11 protein-coding genes and 1 tRNA gene are annotated in these 15,236 nt (G+C 37.5%); 9 read left to right on the top strand and 3 right to left on the bottom strand.

Features of this window, described 5'->3' with window-relative positions; genetic code table 11:
• Nucleotides 1-249: 249 nt before the first annotated feature.
• A complete protein-coding gene (locus A7A78_RS12445; protein ID WP_068762786.1) occupies nucleotides 250-858 on the bottom strand; it encodes a superoxide dismutase in 609 nt (202 codons plus the stop codon).
• 158 nt (nucleotides 859-1,016) lie between these two features.
• On the opposite strand from A7A78_RS12445, the gene A7A78_RS12440 reads away from it, so the two are divergent.
• The 6 genes from A7A78_RS12440 (at nucleotide 1,017) to A7A78_RS12415 (ending at nucleotide 10,683) form a co-directional block, all read left to right on the top strand.
• The gene (locus A7A78_RS12440; RefSeq protein WP_068762838.1) at nucleotides 1,017-4,157 is read left to right on the top strand and encodes a UvrD-helicase domain-containing protein; all 3,141 of its coding nucleotides are present in this window, start codon (nucleotides 1,017-1,019) and stop codon (nucleotides 4,155-4,157) included.
• 27 nt (nucleotides 4,158-4,184) lie between these two features.
• Nucleotides 4,185-5,384: a glycine C-acetyltransferase gene (kbl, locus tag A7A78_RS12435; protein ID WP_068762785.1), complete on the top strand. Its 1,200-nt coding sequence runs from the start codon at nucleotides 4,185-4,187 to the stop codon at nucleotides 5,382-5,384.
• A gap of 122 nt (nucleotides 5,385-5,506) precedes the next feature.
• Nucleotides 5,507-6,889 carry an OmpA family protein gene (locus A7A78_RS12430; RefSeq protein WP_068762784.1) on the top strand — a complete coding sequence of 461 codons (1,383 nt, stop codon included), beginning with the start codon at nucleotides 5,507-5,509 and terminating at the stop codon, nucleotides 6,887-6,889.
• Nucleotides 6,890-6,962: 73 nt separating this feature from the next.
• On the top strand, nucleotides 6,963-9,689 hold the full coding sequence (locus A7A78_RS12425) for a PD-(D/E)XK nuclease family protein (protein ID WP_068762783.1): 2,727 nt from the start codon (nucleotides 6,963-6,965) through the stop codon (nucleotides 9,687-9,689).
• Nucleotides 9,689-10,528: an alpha/beta hydrolase family protein gene (locus A7A78_RS12420; RefSeq protein WP_068762782.1), complete on the top strand. Its 840-nt coding sequence runs from the start codon at nucleotides 9,689-9,691 to the stop codon at nucleotides 10,526-10,528. The genes A7A78_RS12425 and A7A78_RS12420 overlap by 1 nt, the downstream gene beginning before the upstream one ends.
• A gap of 81 nt (nucleotides 10,529-10,609) precedes the next feature.
• A tRNA-Ala gene (locus tag A7A78_RS12415) sits at nucleotides 10,610-10,683 on the top strand.
• 34 nt (nucleotides 10,684-10,717) lie between these two features.
• On the opposite strand, the gene A7A78_RS12410 is transcribed toward A7A78_RS12415, so the two are convergent.
• Complete coding sequence (locus A7A78_RS12410; protein WP_068762781.1) at nucleotides 10,718-11,512, bottom strand: universal stress protein; 795 nt, start codon at nucleotides 11,510-11,512, stop codon at nucleotides 10,718-10,720.
• 149 nt (nucleotides 11,513-11,661) lie between these two features.
• Between A7A78_RS12410 and A7A78_RS12405 the strand changes: the two genes are divergently transcribed.
• Nucleotides 11,662-12,996 (top strand): MATE family efflux transporter, encoded by a 1,335-nt coding sequence (locus tag A7A78_RS12405; protein ID WP_068762780.1) that lies wholly within the window; start codon nucleotides 11,662-11,664, stop codon nucleotides 12,994-12,996.
• Between the two features lie 147 nt (nucleotides 12,997-13,143).
• Here the strand turns inward: A7A78_RS12405 and A7A78_RS12400 are convergent, their stop codons facing one another.
• Nucleotides 13,144-13,779, bottom strand: coding sequence for a 2OG-Fe(II) oxygenase (locus A7A78_RS12400; protein ID WP_068762837.1), 636 nt, complete (start codon nucleotides 13,777-13,779; stop codon nucleotides 13,144-13,146).
• Nucleotides 13,780-13,992: 213 nt separating this feature from the next.
• Between A7A78_RS12400 and A7A78_RS12395 the strand changes: the two genes are divergently transcribed.
• Together A7A78_RS12395 and A7A78_RS12390 are read left to right on the top strand one after the other, a co-directional pair.
• On the top strand, nucleotides 13,993-14,442 hold the full coding sequence (locus A7A78_RS12395; protein WP_068762779.1) for a 6-pyruvoyl trahydropterin synthase family protein: 450 nt from the start codon (nucleotides 13,993-13,995) through the stop codon (nucleotides 14,440-14,442).
• A gap of 26 nt (nucleotides 14,443-14,468) precedes the next feature.
• Entirely contained in the window at nucleotides 14,469-15,230 is a 762-nt protein-coding gene (locus A7A78_RS12390; RefSeq protein WP_068762778.1) for a UDP-2,3-diacylglucosamine diphosphatase, read from the top strand.
• Nucleotides 15,231-15,236: the final 6 nt, after the last annotated feature.

Here is a 15,236-nt window from a genome sequence, read left to right as displayed (position 1 = left end):
CCATTAGCATAAGTAGGTTAAGTTCATGGTAGATTTGGGGCAAAAAAAGGTAAACGCTAGTTTACCTTTTTTTATGCCCAAATCTGAACGGGGTGGAAAACCTTCGGAATTATAAATTTTCTTTTCTGAATTTTATTGCGAGTAGTTTTTCCTTTCATTTTCCTCTCTCCCACTTGATTTTTTTGCATAAAAAATCCGCAGGCATAGTTATACCTGCGGATTCATAATTTCAGTTATCTGATTTAAACCTTATTTGTTCTTTGCGTAATTAGCAGAAACTTCTTCCCAGTTAATTACATTCCAAAATGCACCAACATAATCGGGGCGTTTGTTTTGATATTTCAAATAATATGCGTGCTCCCAAACATCCAATCCTAAAATTGGAGTTCCACCGCAACCAACTTTTGGCATCAATGGATTATCTTGGTTTGGCGTGGCACAAATTTCAACTTTTCCACCTTTGTGTACGCAAAGCCAAGCCCAACCAGAGCCAAACTGCGTTTTAGCAGCGGTGGAAAATTTTTCTTTAAAATCCTCAAAACTTCCAAAGGCACTATTAATAGCTTCTGCAAGTTCACCCGAAGGTTTTCCGCCGCCATTTGGAGACATTACTTTCCAAAAAAGGCTGTGGTTATAAAATCCGCCACCATTATTACGGACGGCTTTATTTTCCATATCAAGATTGGTCAGAATATTTTCAATGGTTTTACCTTCCATGTCGGTGCCTTTAATGGCATCGTTCAAATTGTTGGTATAACCTTGGTGGTGCTTGTCGTGGTGTATTTCCATCGTTTTTGCGTCGATGTTCGGTTCCAAAGCATCAAATGCATACGGTAATTTTGGTAATTCGAAAGACATAATTATATCGTTTTTTATTGGTTATTACTAAATTCACTCAAATTTAGACATTCTCACCTCTTTAAAGTGTTATAGATTTTATAAGATTTCTATTCAGTTATAATTTATTTTGATTCCAAAGCCATAAAAGCAGTATTTTAGTGCAAAATGATATTTCCTTGGAAAAACAGTTCTCCTTTTCAATTTACGATGCCGCGGCCGGAAGCGGAAAAACTTTTACGCTCGTAAAAGAATATTTGAAACAAATTCTTTCTTCAAAAAGCGAAGATTACTTTAAACACCTTTTGGCAATCACATTCACCAATAAAGCTGTCGCTGAAATGAAGCAGCGTATTGTGGAAACTTTGGTGAATTTCGGTGAAGAAAAAAGCGTTTTAGAGCCACTGCCAATGATGCTGAAAATTGCAGAAGAAACAGGGAAAAATTTAAGTGAAATTCAAACCCAATCCCGAAAAATCCTAAAGAACCTTCTTCATAATTACGCAGCTTTCAGTGTAGAAACCATTGATAGGTTCAACCATCGTTTAATACGAACGTTTGCGCGCGATTTAAAACTTGCAACCAATTTTGAGGTTACGCTGGAAACAAATGAACTTTTGGCCGAGGCAGTGGATTTATTATTGAGCAAAGCCGGAGAAAACAGGGAAATTACAAAAGTATTACTCGATTTTGCATTGGAAAAAACGGACGACGATAAATCGTGGGATATTTCCCGTGACATTGCCAATGCTGCAAAATTGCTTTACAATGAAAACGATTCGGACCACGTTTCAATTTTGAAGCAAAAATCTTTGGAAGATTTTCTGGAATTCAAAAAGCAATTACTTCAAAAAAAGAAGATTCTTTCCGAGGAAATTGAAACGATTGCTTCGGAAACGCTTCAACTTATTGCCGAAAGTGGTTTGCAGTTTGACGATTTCAGCGGTAGTTATTTGCCGAAACATTTTCAAAATCTTGAAGCAGGAAGATATGATTTGAATTTTGGCACAAAATGGCAGGAAACTATGGGAGAGAAACCATTATATCCTGGTAGGGTTTCAGCGGAAATTGGAGCTATAATTGATGAGCTGACCCCAAATTTTATTGCAAATTTTCAGCAAACAAAAGAGTTGGTTTTTCAATTGTTCTTAATTGAAAATATGCTGAAAAACATAACTCCGCTCTCAGTAATCAATTTGGTAAATCACGAAATTGAAACTATTAAAGAAGAAAAAAATGTGTTGCCGATTTCAGAATTCAATTCGCTTATAAATAAGGAAATAAAAAACCAACCGGCACCTTTTATATACGAGCGTTTGGGCGAAAAATATCGACATTTTTTTATTGATGAATTTCAGGATACTTCAAAATTGCAGTGGGAAAATTTAATTCCGCTTATCGATAATGCACTTTCGCAACAATTAGAGCCAACCTCCGGGAGTCTGTTGTTGGTAGGCGATGCCAAACAATCCATTTATCGTTGGCGTGGCGGTCTGCCCGAACAGTTTATGGATTTGTACGGAAATTACAATCCATTCCAACGCGAAAAGGAGGTATTTCCTTTAGATACCAACTTTCGAAGTTGTGCAGAAATTGTAAAATTCAACAATGAATTTTTCACAAAGATTTCATCTTATTTTGCAAACGTAGATCACGGAAAACTATATGAGGACGGGAACAAACAAAAGCTGAATGCAAAGGAAGGCGGCTATGTGAAATTTGAATTCATTGAAAAGCAGAACAAAGCCGAAAAAGAGGAAACCTATTCAAATTTGGTTTTAGAGACTATTCGCGATGTAAAAAACAAGGGTTTTTCAGAAAGTGATATTTGTATTTTAACCCGAAAAAAGGCGGATGGAATTGCCCTTGGCGCCTTTTTGATGGAGCAGGGCGTGCCTGTAATCTCTTCGGAAACCTTGCTTTTGCAATCTTCAAATTTGGTTCAAATTCTCGTATTTTCTTTGCAAGTTTGTCTGTATCCAAACAACGACGAAGCCAAAATACAATTGTTGGATTTGTTGTACGATCAGCTTAATATTTCTGAAGAAAAACATACTTTTTTTACCAAATTTTTAAATATTTCAGAAGAAAGATTTTCAGAAAATTTAAGGGAATACGGCGTTGATTTTTCCTTTGCGGAAATGCGCACGGTTTCGCTTTATGAAGCTTTTGAATATTGTATTGAAAAATTCAAAATCGCTGAAGCTGCGGATGCATATCTTTTCGGTTTTATGGATTTGGTTTATGAATTTGAACAGCAGCCGCAAGCCGATAAAATTTCATTTTTGGATCATTGGGAAACGAAAAAAGAAAATGCTTCCATTCCCGCCAGCGAGGGTACGAATGCGGTGCAGTTAATGACCATTCACAAAGCAAAAGGACTGGAATTTCCGGTGGTTATTTTTCCGTTTGCCGATATGCAATTGTACGATGGAAAATATGACAAGCTTTGGTATCCGCTAGAAAACGAGGATTTCAGTTTTAAGGAAGCACAAATAAATTACAAATCTGAAGTTGCAAATTATAGCGAAATTGGTGAACAAATGTACAATGAGCATCGAAGCCAGTTGGAATTGGACACTATTAACTTGTTGTATGTTACATTAACGCGCGCAGTTGAAAAGCTGTTTGTTTTTGCAGAAATGCCCACTGAACCAAAAGATGGAATTCCTTCAACATACAACCATCTTTTTATGGAGTTTTTGAAACAGAAAGGTTTGTGGAACGCCGATCAAATGGTTTATGAATTCGGAAAAAATTCAGAAAAAATTTCAAAGGAAAAACATGTCGTTTCGCAAATGGAGCCGAAATATCTTTCCAGCAATCCCAAAACACACGGTTTGAAAATAGTTGCTTCCGAAGAAATGTTTCTGGAGACGGAAACCGTTGCGGCCATTACTGCGGGAAATCTGCTTCACGACACTATGGCCAAGATTTATTCGGAAGCCGATGCAGAACGTGTTTTGATGGAATTGGAAGAGCGGGCGATTGTTCCGAAAGAGGAATTTGATATTTTGACGAATACCATTCATCAAATCGTGCAACATCCCGATTTAAAAAAGTTATTTGATGGAACTGATAAAGTTTATAATGAACGAAGCATAATCACGAAGGACGGTTTGGTTTTGAGGCCTGATAGAATAAATATTAATTCTGAAAACGTCTCAACCATAATTGATTATAAAACGGGTAGCCCCAAAATTTACCACAACGACCAATTAATTGATTATGTAAATGCGTTGCAGGATATGGGTTTTATAGTTTCGGAAAAAATGCTTATCTATAGCAATGAGGATGAAATAGTGATAAATAAAGTTTAATTTTGAAGTTTAAAATAAAGCACAATTATGTACGGAAAAATAAAGGAACACTTACAGAATGAATTAGAGGAAATAAAGGATAACGGGCTTTATAAAAAAGAGCGAATTATCACTTCGCCCCAAGATGCGGAAATTACTATCTCCACAGGTGAAACTGTTATAAATTTTTGTGCAAACAATTATTTGGGCCTTTCTTCAAACAAAGAAATAATTCAGGCTGCAAAAGACGCAATGGACACCCATGGTTTTGGAATGTCGTCTGTCCGATTTATTTGCGGTACGCAGGATATTCATAAAAAACTGGAGCAAAAAATCGCAGATTTTTATGAAACAGAAGACACCATATTATATGCAGCAGCTTTTGACGCTAATGGCGGTGTTTTTGAACCACTTTTGGGAGAAGAGGATGCAATTATTTCTGATTCTTTGAACCACGCTTCCATCATAGACGGAGTTCGTTTGTGTAAAGCGGCACGCTATCGCTATGAAAATAGCAATATGGAAGATTTGGAAAAACAACTTATTGCCGCAAATGAAAAAGGGGCAAGGTTTAAAATTATAGTTACGGACGGTGTATTCTCAATGGACGGTTTAGTAGCTCCACTTGATAAAATCTGTGATTTAGCAGATAAATATGACGCTATGGTAATGATTGATGAATGTCATGCTGCTGGTTTCATTGGTGATACCGGAAGAGGAACTTTGGAAGAAAAAGGTGTAATGGGCAGAATTGACATTATTACCGGAACACTTGGAAAAGCTTTGGGCGGCGCAATGGGTGGTTATACCACAGGAAAAAAAGAAATTATTGAAATGCTTCGCCAGCGCTCGCGACCTTATTTGTTTTCAAACTCTTTGGCGCCGGCAATTGTTGGTGCATCTATTAAGGTGTTCGAAATGCTTTCTGAGGACACTTCACTACGTGACAAACTTGCAGAAAATACTGCTTATTTTAAAAAAGGGATGAAAGAAGCGGGTTTTGATATTATAGATGGTGATTCTGCAATTGTGCCTGTAATGTTGTACGATGCCAAACTTTCCCAACAAATGGCTGATATGTTATTGGAAGAAGGAATATATGTAATTGGATTCTTCTTTCCTGTAGTGCCAAAAGGAAAAGCAAGAATCCGTGTACAGCTTTCAGCAGCACATACTACAGAGCATTTGGACAAAGCGATAAAAGCCTTTATTAAGATTGGAAAAAAATTAGGGGTTATTGACCAGTAAAACCTTTATTTACGTATCAATAGCAACGACTTTAGGAAAATTTTATTAGATTTGCTTTTGTTTATAAAATTTAACAACTTACTTTTGCTCTTAATTAACACTTAAAAATTAAACAATCGAATATGAAACATCTTAACAGATTATTAGTTGCTGCCATTCTTTTCTTAGGAATAGGAGTAGCGAACGCGCAAGACGAAAACAATCCTTGGGCTATTGAGGTTGGTGCAAACGCTGTTGACGTTTATCCAACCGGAACTAGCGAAGAAGGACGTGTCCCAGCTTCTATCAGAGGGGATATTTTTGATGAGTATTTTAATGCGAACGACCACTGGAACATCCTTCCTTCGGTTTCAAGACTAGCTATCAGTAGATATATTGGTAGTGGTTTTGTATTTACTGCTGCAGGTTCAATCAACCGTATTGATAAACTAGGTGATGTTGCTGTAGATGACCTTAGCTACTATGGAGCTGATGGTGAAATTAAATACAGTTTCAAAAAAGCACTAGGAAGTAGCTGGTTTGACCCATCTATTGGTGTTGGTGGTGGTTATACTTGGGTAGATGATATCGGGTTTGGTACTGCTAACGCACTTGCTGGTGTTAAATTTTGGTTTAACGACTATTTAGCACTTAACCTTCAGTCAACTTATAAGCGCTCATTTGAGGATACTTACGGTATCACTCACTTCCAGCACTCTGCTGGTATCGTATTCCAATTTGGTGGAAAAGATACTGATGGTGATGGAATTTATGACAAAGATGACGAATGTCCAGAAACTCCAGGTCTAGCTGAATTCAACGGTTGTCCTGATACTGACGGTGATGGGATCGAAGATAGAAACGACGCTTGTCCTAACACTCCAGGTCTAGCTGAATTTAACGGTTGTCCTGATACTGACGGTGACGGTATTGCTGATCCACAGGATGAATGTCCTACTGTTGCTGGTTTAGCTGCACTTAACGGATGTCCTGATGCTGACGGTGATGGTATCGCTGATAAAGATGATGCTTGTCCTAATGAAGCTGGTCCAAAAGCTAACAACGGTTGTCCTTACCAAGACAGAGACGGTGATGGCGTTCTTGACAAAGACGATCAGTGTCCAGATGTTGCTGGTACTGTAGCTAACAAAGGTTGTCCAGAAGTTTCTGTAGAAATCATCAAGCAATTGAATGATTACTCTAAAACTATCTTGTTTGACTTAGGTAAATCTACTATCCGTAAAGAGTCTTATGCTGTGCTTCAAAACATCGCTGATATTATGAAAGAATATCCAAACGCGAGATTTGAAATTGAAGGTCACACAGATAGCCAAGGTAGTGATGCACTTAACCAAAAACTATCTAACGATAGAGCTGCTTCAGTAAAAGATTACTTGACAACTATCGGTATGGATGGTAACAGATTGACTTCAGTTGGTTACGGTGAATCAAGACCAATTGCAACCAATGCTACTAAAGCAGGAAGACAACAAAACCGTCGTGTTGAAATTTCTTTAAAGAAATAATTTCAAACGAAAGTTTTAAATAAATAATTTTGAAACGCCTCCGAAAATCGGAGGCGTTTCTTATTTTTAGGCTATGGTAACATTCCTTCAAGAAACTCTGGCCGAAATACAAAAAAAGTATTCAGATATTTCCGAAATAACCTTCATTCTTCCCAGTAAAAGAGCCGGGGGTTTTTTGATGAATGAGTTAAAAAGGGAATCTTCAAAAACTCATTTTGCACCACGAATTGTCAGCATAGAGGAATTTGTTGAAGAACTTTCCAATCTTTCAATAGTGGACAATACGGAGCTACTATTCAAAAGTTATGAAGCATATTCAAGAATTAATAGCATTGATGAAAAAGACGATTTTGAAACTTTTTCCACTTGGGCAACCACCCTGTTAAATGATTTTAACGAAATAGACCGCTATTTGGTTGAGCCAAAACCATTCTTTAGTTATTTGGCTAACATTAAAACGCTGGAAAGATGGGGAGTACAGGATGAGCAAACTGAGCTAATTCTTAATTACTTACGCTTTTGGGAAAGCCTTCCCTCTTTTTATGAAAACATCCAATCTATTTTACTAAATGAAAATATAGGCTATCAAGGAATGGTTTATCGTGAAGCTATTTCCAATCTTGAACATTACATTCATACAAACGGAAACAAAACGCATATTTTTATTGGGTTTAACGCTTTAAATACTGCGGAACAACACATTATCCAAGAATTACTGGAAACTGGAAACACAGCGGTTTACTGGGATACAGACCAATCTTTTTTTCAGGATGCTAAACATAGTGCTTCACATTTCATAAGAAAATATATAAAGGAATGGAATTATTTTAAAAATAAGGAACCTAAGTTTATTGCAGACAATTTTGAGAAACCCAAACATTTTCAATTTGTTGAGGTCCAAAAAAATGTTGGGCAAGCAAAATATGTAGGCGAATTGCTTTCACAACTTTCGGAAGAAGAAATCAACAAAACCGCTATTGTGTTGGGAGATGAAAATCTGCTCGTACCTTTGCTATATTCACTTCCTTACAATTTAAAAAATGTGAATATCACAATGGGTGTTTACTTAAAGAACTTCCCAGCGGTTGTTTTTTTTGAATTGCTTTTCGGTATTCATCTTCGCAATGCTGAAACCCTGTATTATAAAGATATCCTTTCAATATTAAATCATCCTTTAGGAAATGATTTATTGCCTCAGGCACATACTATTGCTGAAAAATTGGCAAAAGAGAACATCACTCATATTGCCCCAAACAACCTTTTTGAGTTTTCAAAAATGGAGGATAATGGAATGTTTCAACTTCTTTTTCAGGATTGGAAAAACGATAGTAAAACTGTTGTAAAAACAGCTTTACAAATCCTTGCAGAACTTCAGAGAAAAAAGAAAACTGCTTCAATTGAGCAGGTTGTGCTCCATCAACTAACACTTATTTTCAGTAAGATTGAGGCGCTTAATGAAAAATATCCCTACCTAAAATCGGTTAAATCAACCCTCACAATATTCTCTGAATTGGCAGCTTCCGCATCACTGGATTTTGAAGGGGATGCATATAAAGGTCTCCAAATTATGGGAGTTTTGGAAACGCGAGTACTGGATTTTGAAAACGTAATTATCACCTCTGTAAATGAAGGGATATTTCCCTCTGGAAAGTCGAATGCTTCGTTTATAACTTATGATTTAAAACAGCAATTTAATCTGCCGCTTTACACTGAAAAAGATGCAATTTATACCTACCACTTCTATAGATTATTGCACCGCGCAAAAAGCATAACCTTGCTTTATAACAATCATTCCGAAGGTATTAATACAGGCGAAAAAAGTCGTTTTATAAGGCAATTAGAAATTGAAAAACATCCAAATCACACTGTTGAAAAACGCATCCTTTCGCCAAAAGTCCAAATAAAATCACGAGCTTTAAAGCAAATAAAGAAATCTGAAGCGGTTGTTCAGCGGCTTCGGGAGATTGCCGAAAAAGGCTTTTCGCCTTCGACATTGACAAGTTACATCCGCAATCCGTTGGATTTCTATTTTCAGAAAATTTTGAGATTGAACGATTTTGAGGAAGTAGAGGAAACCGTTGCGGCAAATACCCTTGGAACCATTGTTCACGATACTTTAGAGACTTTTTACAAGCCGTTGGAAGGTTCATTTCTTTCAATTGAAAAGCTTTCGGAAATGAAAGATAGAATTCACGAACAGGTGACTTCTGAATTCAAAAAAACCTTTAAAGGAGGAACATTTACAAAAGGAAAAAACCTAATCGTTTTTGAAGTTACAAAGCGCTATATTTCAAACTTCATCGACCGCGAAATTGTTGAAGTTGAAGCTGGAAACACTATAAAAATTAGTAAAATTGAAACAGATCTTACGTTAGAAATTCCAATTCCTGAGCTTGATTTTCCTGTAAAAATCCACGGAAAAGTGGATAGGGTGGATGAATACAACGGCCAAGTTAGAATAATTGATTACAAAACCGGATTGGTTAATCAGGGTGATGTTGAAATAATTGAATGGGAAGCTTTGACCCAAGATTATAAATACAGCAAAGCATTCCAAATATTGGCCTATGCACTGATGATGAACAAAGAAATACCGATAGATAACGCCGAAGCGGGAATTATTTCGTTCAAAAATCTGAGCAGTGGATTTTTAAAATTTGGAACAAAAACTTCAGCATACAGTAAAAGGGAGCAGCAAATTACATCAGAAACATTGGAAAATTTCACGGCAGAACTTAAAAAAATAATTTTGGAAATTTGCGATCCCAGCATTCCTTTCATTGAAAAAGAAATAGCATAATGATTTTTAAAAAAAACAGGATTATCCATTCAAAAGACAAAAAACCAATTCTTTACGATGTTTATTATACTGAGACGGAAAAACCACAGCCAATCGTAATTTTCTGTCATGGATATAAAGGTTATAAGGATTGGGGCGCGTGGCATTTGGTAGCGGAAGCTTTTGCAGAAAAAGATTTCTGTTTTTTAAAATTCAATTTTTCACACAACGGGGGCACGATGGAAGACCCCATAGATTTCCCAGATTTGGAAGCTTTTGCTGAAAATAATTTCAGTTTGGAGCTGGATGATTTAGATAGGGTTTTAAAGGAAATTGAAAGCAGAAACGAAAACTTTCCAAAGAAAATTTCAACCATTTCCTTGATTGGCCACAGTCGCGGTGGCGGAATTGTCTTAATTAAAGCCGAAGAAGATACACGAATAAGCAAAGTTGCTGCTTGGGCCAGCGTAAGCGATTTTAAAGCACGGTTTCAGGAAGGCACAACTGAGTTTGAAATGTGGAAAGAAACAGGTGTTGCTTATGTTGAAAATAGCCGCACCAAACAAATGATGCCCAATAATTTTCAGTTCTATGAAGATTTTAAGAATAATGAAAAACGATTGACCATCAGTAGGGCAGTTAAAAATTTAACTATCCCTCTACTCGTTATTCATGGAAGTGATGACCCAACAGTTTCTGTAAAAGAGGCAAAGGCAATCCATTCTTGGAATCCAAAAAGTGAATTGTTAATCATTCCTGGGGCAGACCATGTTTTTAACGCTAAACATCCTTGGGAGGAAGCTGCTTTGCCCAATCAATTAAAAACTGTTGTAGAAAGAACAATTGAGTTTTTAAAATGAAGCTTATATGGAAAAATTTACTATTTTTGGCAACCTAATCAGCAAATGTTCCTGCGCTCTGTGAGCTATGGAACATAAAGGGGGGGATTAGCTCAGCTGGCTAGAGCGCTTGCCTGGCAGGCAAGAGGTCACCGGTTCGACTCCGGTATTCTCCACAAAAAAACCACCGTTTTTCGGTGGTTTTTTGTTTTATTCCTGAACTGGCAAAACCAATAAAGGTTTGCTGGTGTGAAACTCTCTTTTATGAATCTCGTTCTTTTCCCAAAGCTTTTTGAAGAAGCCTCTTTTTCTTCTAATCACGCAAAGCATGTCTGGGTTAAAATGCTGGAAATATTCAATAACCGCTTGAAATGTAGTAGCAGCTTCCACCTGTGTATAGGAAGTTTGCAATGATTTTAAATTTTCAGTCACTTCCTTCATTTCTTCTGTGGTTTCTGGGGTTTCAACGTGAAGTATATGAACTTCGGTGCCAAAAATTTGCTTAAACTTCCGTACAGCTTCCAATAAATAATCGTGTTCAAAAGTTCCGTTTTTGAAAGCCATTAACATGGTTTTCGGTGGCTGAAATTTAGCTCCTTCGGGAACAACCAAAATTGGAATATTTGTCTGTTTTAATAATTTGCCCGAAGTTTTTCCGAGGTAAACTTCTTCTTTAATGGAATTGCTTCTTGGGGCAAGCACCATTAAATCTATCGGCACTTGTTTGCTTATACGGCCAATGCCTTCCAGCACTTCACCTTTTATTGGGTGCGCAATTACTTGTACACCTTTCATATCTACTAGCGAAAGCACTTCGTCCAAACGATTTTCAGATTCTTCCTTTAAAATGGTATTGACTTTTGAAAGGCCACCCACCTTTGAAAGTTCCTGAAAAACTGAAACTACATATACATTTGCATTTACTTCTTTAGCCAAATCAATGGCATACTGCAGGTTGCTTGCCGAATTTTCTGAAGACCCAATGGGAACCAAAATATTTTTCATAGTGCGAAACTTCTTCTTTAATTGAATGCAAAATTAACTTTTAAAATCATTCAATCCACACTTCTTTAACATTTCAAATAAATTTTAAAGATTTAAAGAGAAACCAAACCATTGAATTTTGGCTTTTCCGTAGTTTTGTTTTTTCTAAAATGCTGCAAACCGACATCTCATTCAAACGAATCCAGCAACTCGCCATTCCTGCTATAATTTCCGGAATTGCAGAGCCTGTGCTTTCTGCTACCGATGCGGCAGTTGTTGGAAATATAAAAGAATTTGGAATTGAATCACTAGCCGCCGTTGGGATTGTGGGTTCCTTTCTTTCTGCTTTAATTTGGATTTTGGGACAAACCCGAAGCGCTATTTCAGCAATTGTTTCACAAAATTTGGGAGCTGGCAAGCTGAAGGATTTGAATAATTTTCCGGCGCAGGCAATCTATTTCAATATCGCATTGAGCATAATCGTACTTTTTTCCACCTATTTTTTTGTGGAAGAAATCTTCAAATTGCTGAATGCGGAAGGTCTGATTCTCACTTTCAGCATAGATTATTACAACATTCGCGTTTGGGGTTTTCCGCTTACGCTCTTCACTTTTGCGGTTTTTGGACTATTTCGCGGACTTCAAAATACGTTTTGGCCTATGATTATTGCAACTATTGGCGCTGCATTAAACATTGGGCTCGACTTTGCTTTGGTTTATGGAATTGAAGGCTATATTTTGCCGATGGGAATAAAAGGCGCAGCTTGGGCGAGCCTTGTTTCACAGGCGGTAATGGCGATTATGGCTTTGATTTTCCTTTTGAAAAAAACCGAAATTTCCTTAAAATTGAAATTCCCGTTGCATCCCGAAATAAAACGATTGGTAAACATGAGTTTCAATCTCTTTTTGCGTTCGGTTGCTTTAAACACGGCTTTAATTCTTGCAACCCGCGAAGCTGCTGATTTGGGAAAAGAATATATTGCCGCACACACCATTGCATTTAATATTTGGATTTTCACCGCTTTTTTTATTGACGGCTACGGCGCTGCCGGAAATATTCTTGGCGGAAAACTCTTGGGTGAACGCAATTATAGCTCGCTTTGGAAACTCACCAAAAAAGTAAACCTTTATAATTTAGGCGTCGCCGCAATGCTGGTTTTAATTGGACTGCTGCTTTATGAACCGCTCGGTTTCCTTTTCAACAAAGATGAAAAGGTGCTTTCCATTTTTTACGGAATGTTTTTTATGGTTCTCATTTGTTTGCCATTTAATGCTTTGGCTTTCACTTTAGATTCCATTTTTAAAGGTTTGGGCGAAATGGGCTATTTGCGAAATGTACTTTTAGGTGCCACTGTTTTTGGGTTCATCCCCGTGCTATATTTTTCAAAATATATGCACTGGGGCTTGATTGGAATTTGGGCGGCGCTTATTGTTTGGGTTGCTTATCGGGCGGTTGCGTTGCTTATTAAATTCCGAAGAAAATACATTCCGCTAATCGGAAATTAAATATATTTACTCAATACTCAATACTCAATACTCAACTATGGATTGGTTAGAATTTCTCGGCGGCCCCGGCCTTTTTTTAATATTGGCAATTTTGGTTATTGCCGTTGTGGTATATCAAAAAATCAAGAAAAAGTAGCATATTTTACATTAACGTGTTTTTAGCCAACCGGTAATACTCATACGTTCCGAAGCCTTTACTACTTTCACTTCGTGTTCCAAAACTTGGCTTTCAAAAATAACCACGCGACCCGGAAGTGGTAAAATATCCAGATCTTCTTTTTCGGTATAAATGGTAAGCTCACCGCCATTTTCGCGCAGCCAATTATCTTCGTTTAAATAACAAACAATAGACAATTTTCTTCGATCATCGTTTTGAAACGTGTCTAAATGCCGCTTGTAAAAAGTTCCAGTTGGATATACTGCATAGTGAAATTCTTTTTGAAGAATTCCTAAAAAGCAGGTTTTGTTTAGGTAATCCACCAACTCATTTATTTTTCTGAAGAAAACATTTTCAGCTTCATTGGCATTCTTTTCATCCATCCAAAGAATAAAATCACCGCGAATGGCTTTGTCAATTTCTTCATTGGTACGATTGCCGATAGCTGATTTTTTAAAACGATCCGCTTCGTATTTTGCAAGCAGCGAATTGCGCAAAACTTCCACTTCTTCCGAAGAAAAAAAGTCGTTTACAATACTGTATTGCTGCTGCAGCAAGTCGTCAATAATAGTTTCAAACAACGGATTTTCAACAAATTCCAGTTGCTCAAAAAGTTCTTCGGTCATTTTTGGATTCTTTAAAAAAGTGGGCAAATATAGTGCAGAAATCGATTGGTTTTTTTCATAAGTTAAAAAGATAAGCTTCTTTAGGAAGAAACCACGTGTACTTTTAAACAAAACCACGTGCGGTTTTAGAGAAAACAACGTCTGCTTTTTTCAAAAGCCATATTTTAAAACGTGGGCGTATAAAATTGTATCTTTGTTGCCCAACTTTATACAATGGAGCAGATACGCATTACCAAGATTTTTTCTTTTGAAACCGGACACGCGCTTTACGGCTACGACGGCAAATGCAGAAATGTACACGGCCACAGTTATAAGCTTTCGGTAACCGTTATCGGCACGCCCATTGAAGATATCGACAACGTGAAATTTGGGATGGTAATCGATTTTGGCGACCTAAAAAAAATTGTAAAAGAAGAAATTGTGGATGTTTTTGACCACGCCACGGTTTTCAACAAGAACACGCCCCACGTTGAATTGGCAAAGGAATTGAGCGATCGTGGGCACAGTGTATTGCTCGTGGATTACCAGCCCACCAGCGAAATGATGGTGATTGATTTTTCTGAAAAAATAAAAAAACGTCTTCCTAAAAATATAATGCTTCACTCCTTACGGCTACAGGAAACCGATAGCAGCTATGCAGAGTGGTTTGCTGGAGATAATTAAACCGAAACAGTTTCCTATCTTTGAATATGCAAATCCCACAGGGCAAAAAAATATACTTTTCTAGCGATAACCACCTTGGCGCGCCCACACAGGCGGAAAGCTTGCCGCGCGAAAAGATTTTTGTGAAATGGCTGGACAGCATTAAGTACGATGCCGAAGTGATTTTTCTCCTCGGCGACCTTTTTGATTTTTGGTTTGAATACAGAACCGTGGTGCCGAAAGGCTTTGTGCGAACTTTGGGCAAACTTGCAGAACTTCGCGACAATGGCATTCAAATCCACTTTTTTGTGGGCAACCACGATTTGTGGATGCACGATTATTTTGAAAAGGAATTGAACATTCCGGTTTATCACGACCCAAAGGAATTTGTTTTCAACAACAAGCATTTTTTTATTGGCCACGGCGATGGTAAAGGGCCGGGCGACAAAGGGTACAAGCGGATGAAGAAAGTTTTTACCAATCCGTTTTCAAAATGGCTTTTTCGATGGTTGCATCCGGATATTGGGGTGCGTGTGGCACAGCACCTTTCAGTAAAAAACAAGTTGATTTCCGGCGATGAGGACAAAGAATTTTTGGGCGAGGAAAAAGAATGGCTTGCGCAATACTCAAAACGAAAACTGGAAAGCAAGCATTTTGATTACTTTGTTTTCGGGCACCGCCATTTGCCGATGGAAATTAAGGTAGGCGAAAATTCCACCTATTATAATCTTGGCGATTGGATTAACCATTATACCTACGGTGTTTTTGATGGGGAAACCTTTGAGATGAAAACATTTCAAACTTCTTAAGAGAGG

The organism is Aequorivita soesokkakensis (genome assembly GCF_001641085.1).
Classification (GTDB): Bacteria; Bacteroidota; Bacteroidia; order Flavobacteriales; family Flavobacteriaceae; genus Aequorivita; species Aequorivita soesokkakensis.
This window is presented reverse-complemented; position numbering and strand designations above follow the sequence as displayed.

Excerpts from the sequence above, each read along its gene's own strand:
- A7A78_RS12445 (WP_068762786.1), bottom strand. The coding sequence starts at position 858 with ATGTCTTTCGAATTACCAAAATTACCGTATGCATTTGATGCTTTGGAA.
- kbl (WP_068762785.1), top strand. The coding sequence starts at position 4,185 with ATGTACGGAAAAATAAAGGAACACTTACAGAATGAATTAGAGGAAATA.
- A7A78_RS12430 (WP_068762784.1), top strand. The coding sequence starts at position 5,507 with ATGAAACATCTTAACAGATTATTAGTTGCTGCCATTCTTTTCTTAGGA.
- A7A78_RS12425 (WP_068762783.1), top strand. The coding sequence starts at position 6,963 with ATGGTAACATTCCTTCAAGAAACTCTGGCCGAAATACAAAAAAAGTAT.
- A7A78_RS12420 (WP_068762782.1), top strand. The coding sequence starts at position 9,689 with ATGATTTTTAAAAAAAACAGGATTATCCATTCAAAAGACAAAAAACCA.
- A7A78_RS12410 (WP_068762781.1), bottom strand. The coding sequence starts at position 11,512 with ATGAAAAATATTTTGGTTCCCATTGGGTCTTCAGAAAATTCGGCAAGC.
- A7A78_RS12405 (WP_068762780.1), top strand. The coding sequence starts at position 11,662 with ATGCTGCAAACCGACATCTCATTCAAACGAATCCAGCAACTCGCCATT.
- A7A78_RS12400 (WP_068762837.1), bottom strand. The coding sequence starts at position 13,779 with ATGACCGAAGAACTTTTTGAGCAACTGGAATTTGTTGAAAATCCGTTG.
- A7A78_RS12395 (WP_068762779.1), top strand. The coding sequence starts at position 13,993 with ATGGAGCAGATACGCATTACCAAGATTTTTTCTTTTGAAACCGGACAC.
- A7A78_RS12390 (WP_068762778.1), top strand. The coding sequence starts at position 14,469 with ATGCAAATCCCACAGGGCAAAAAAATATACTTTTCTAGCGATAACCAC.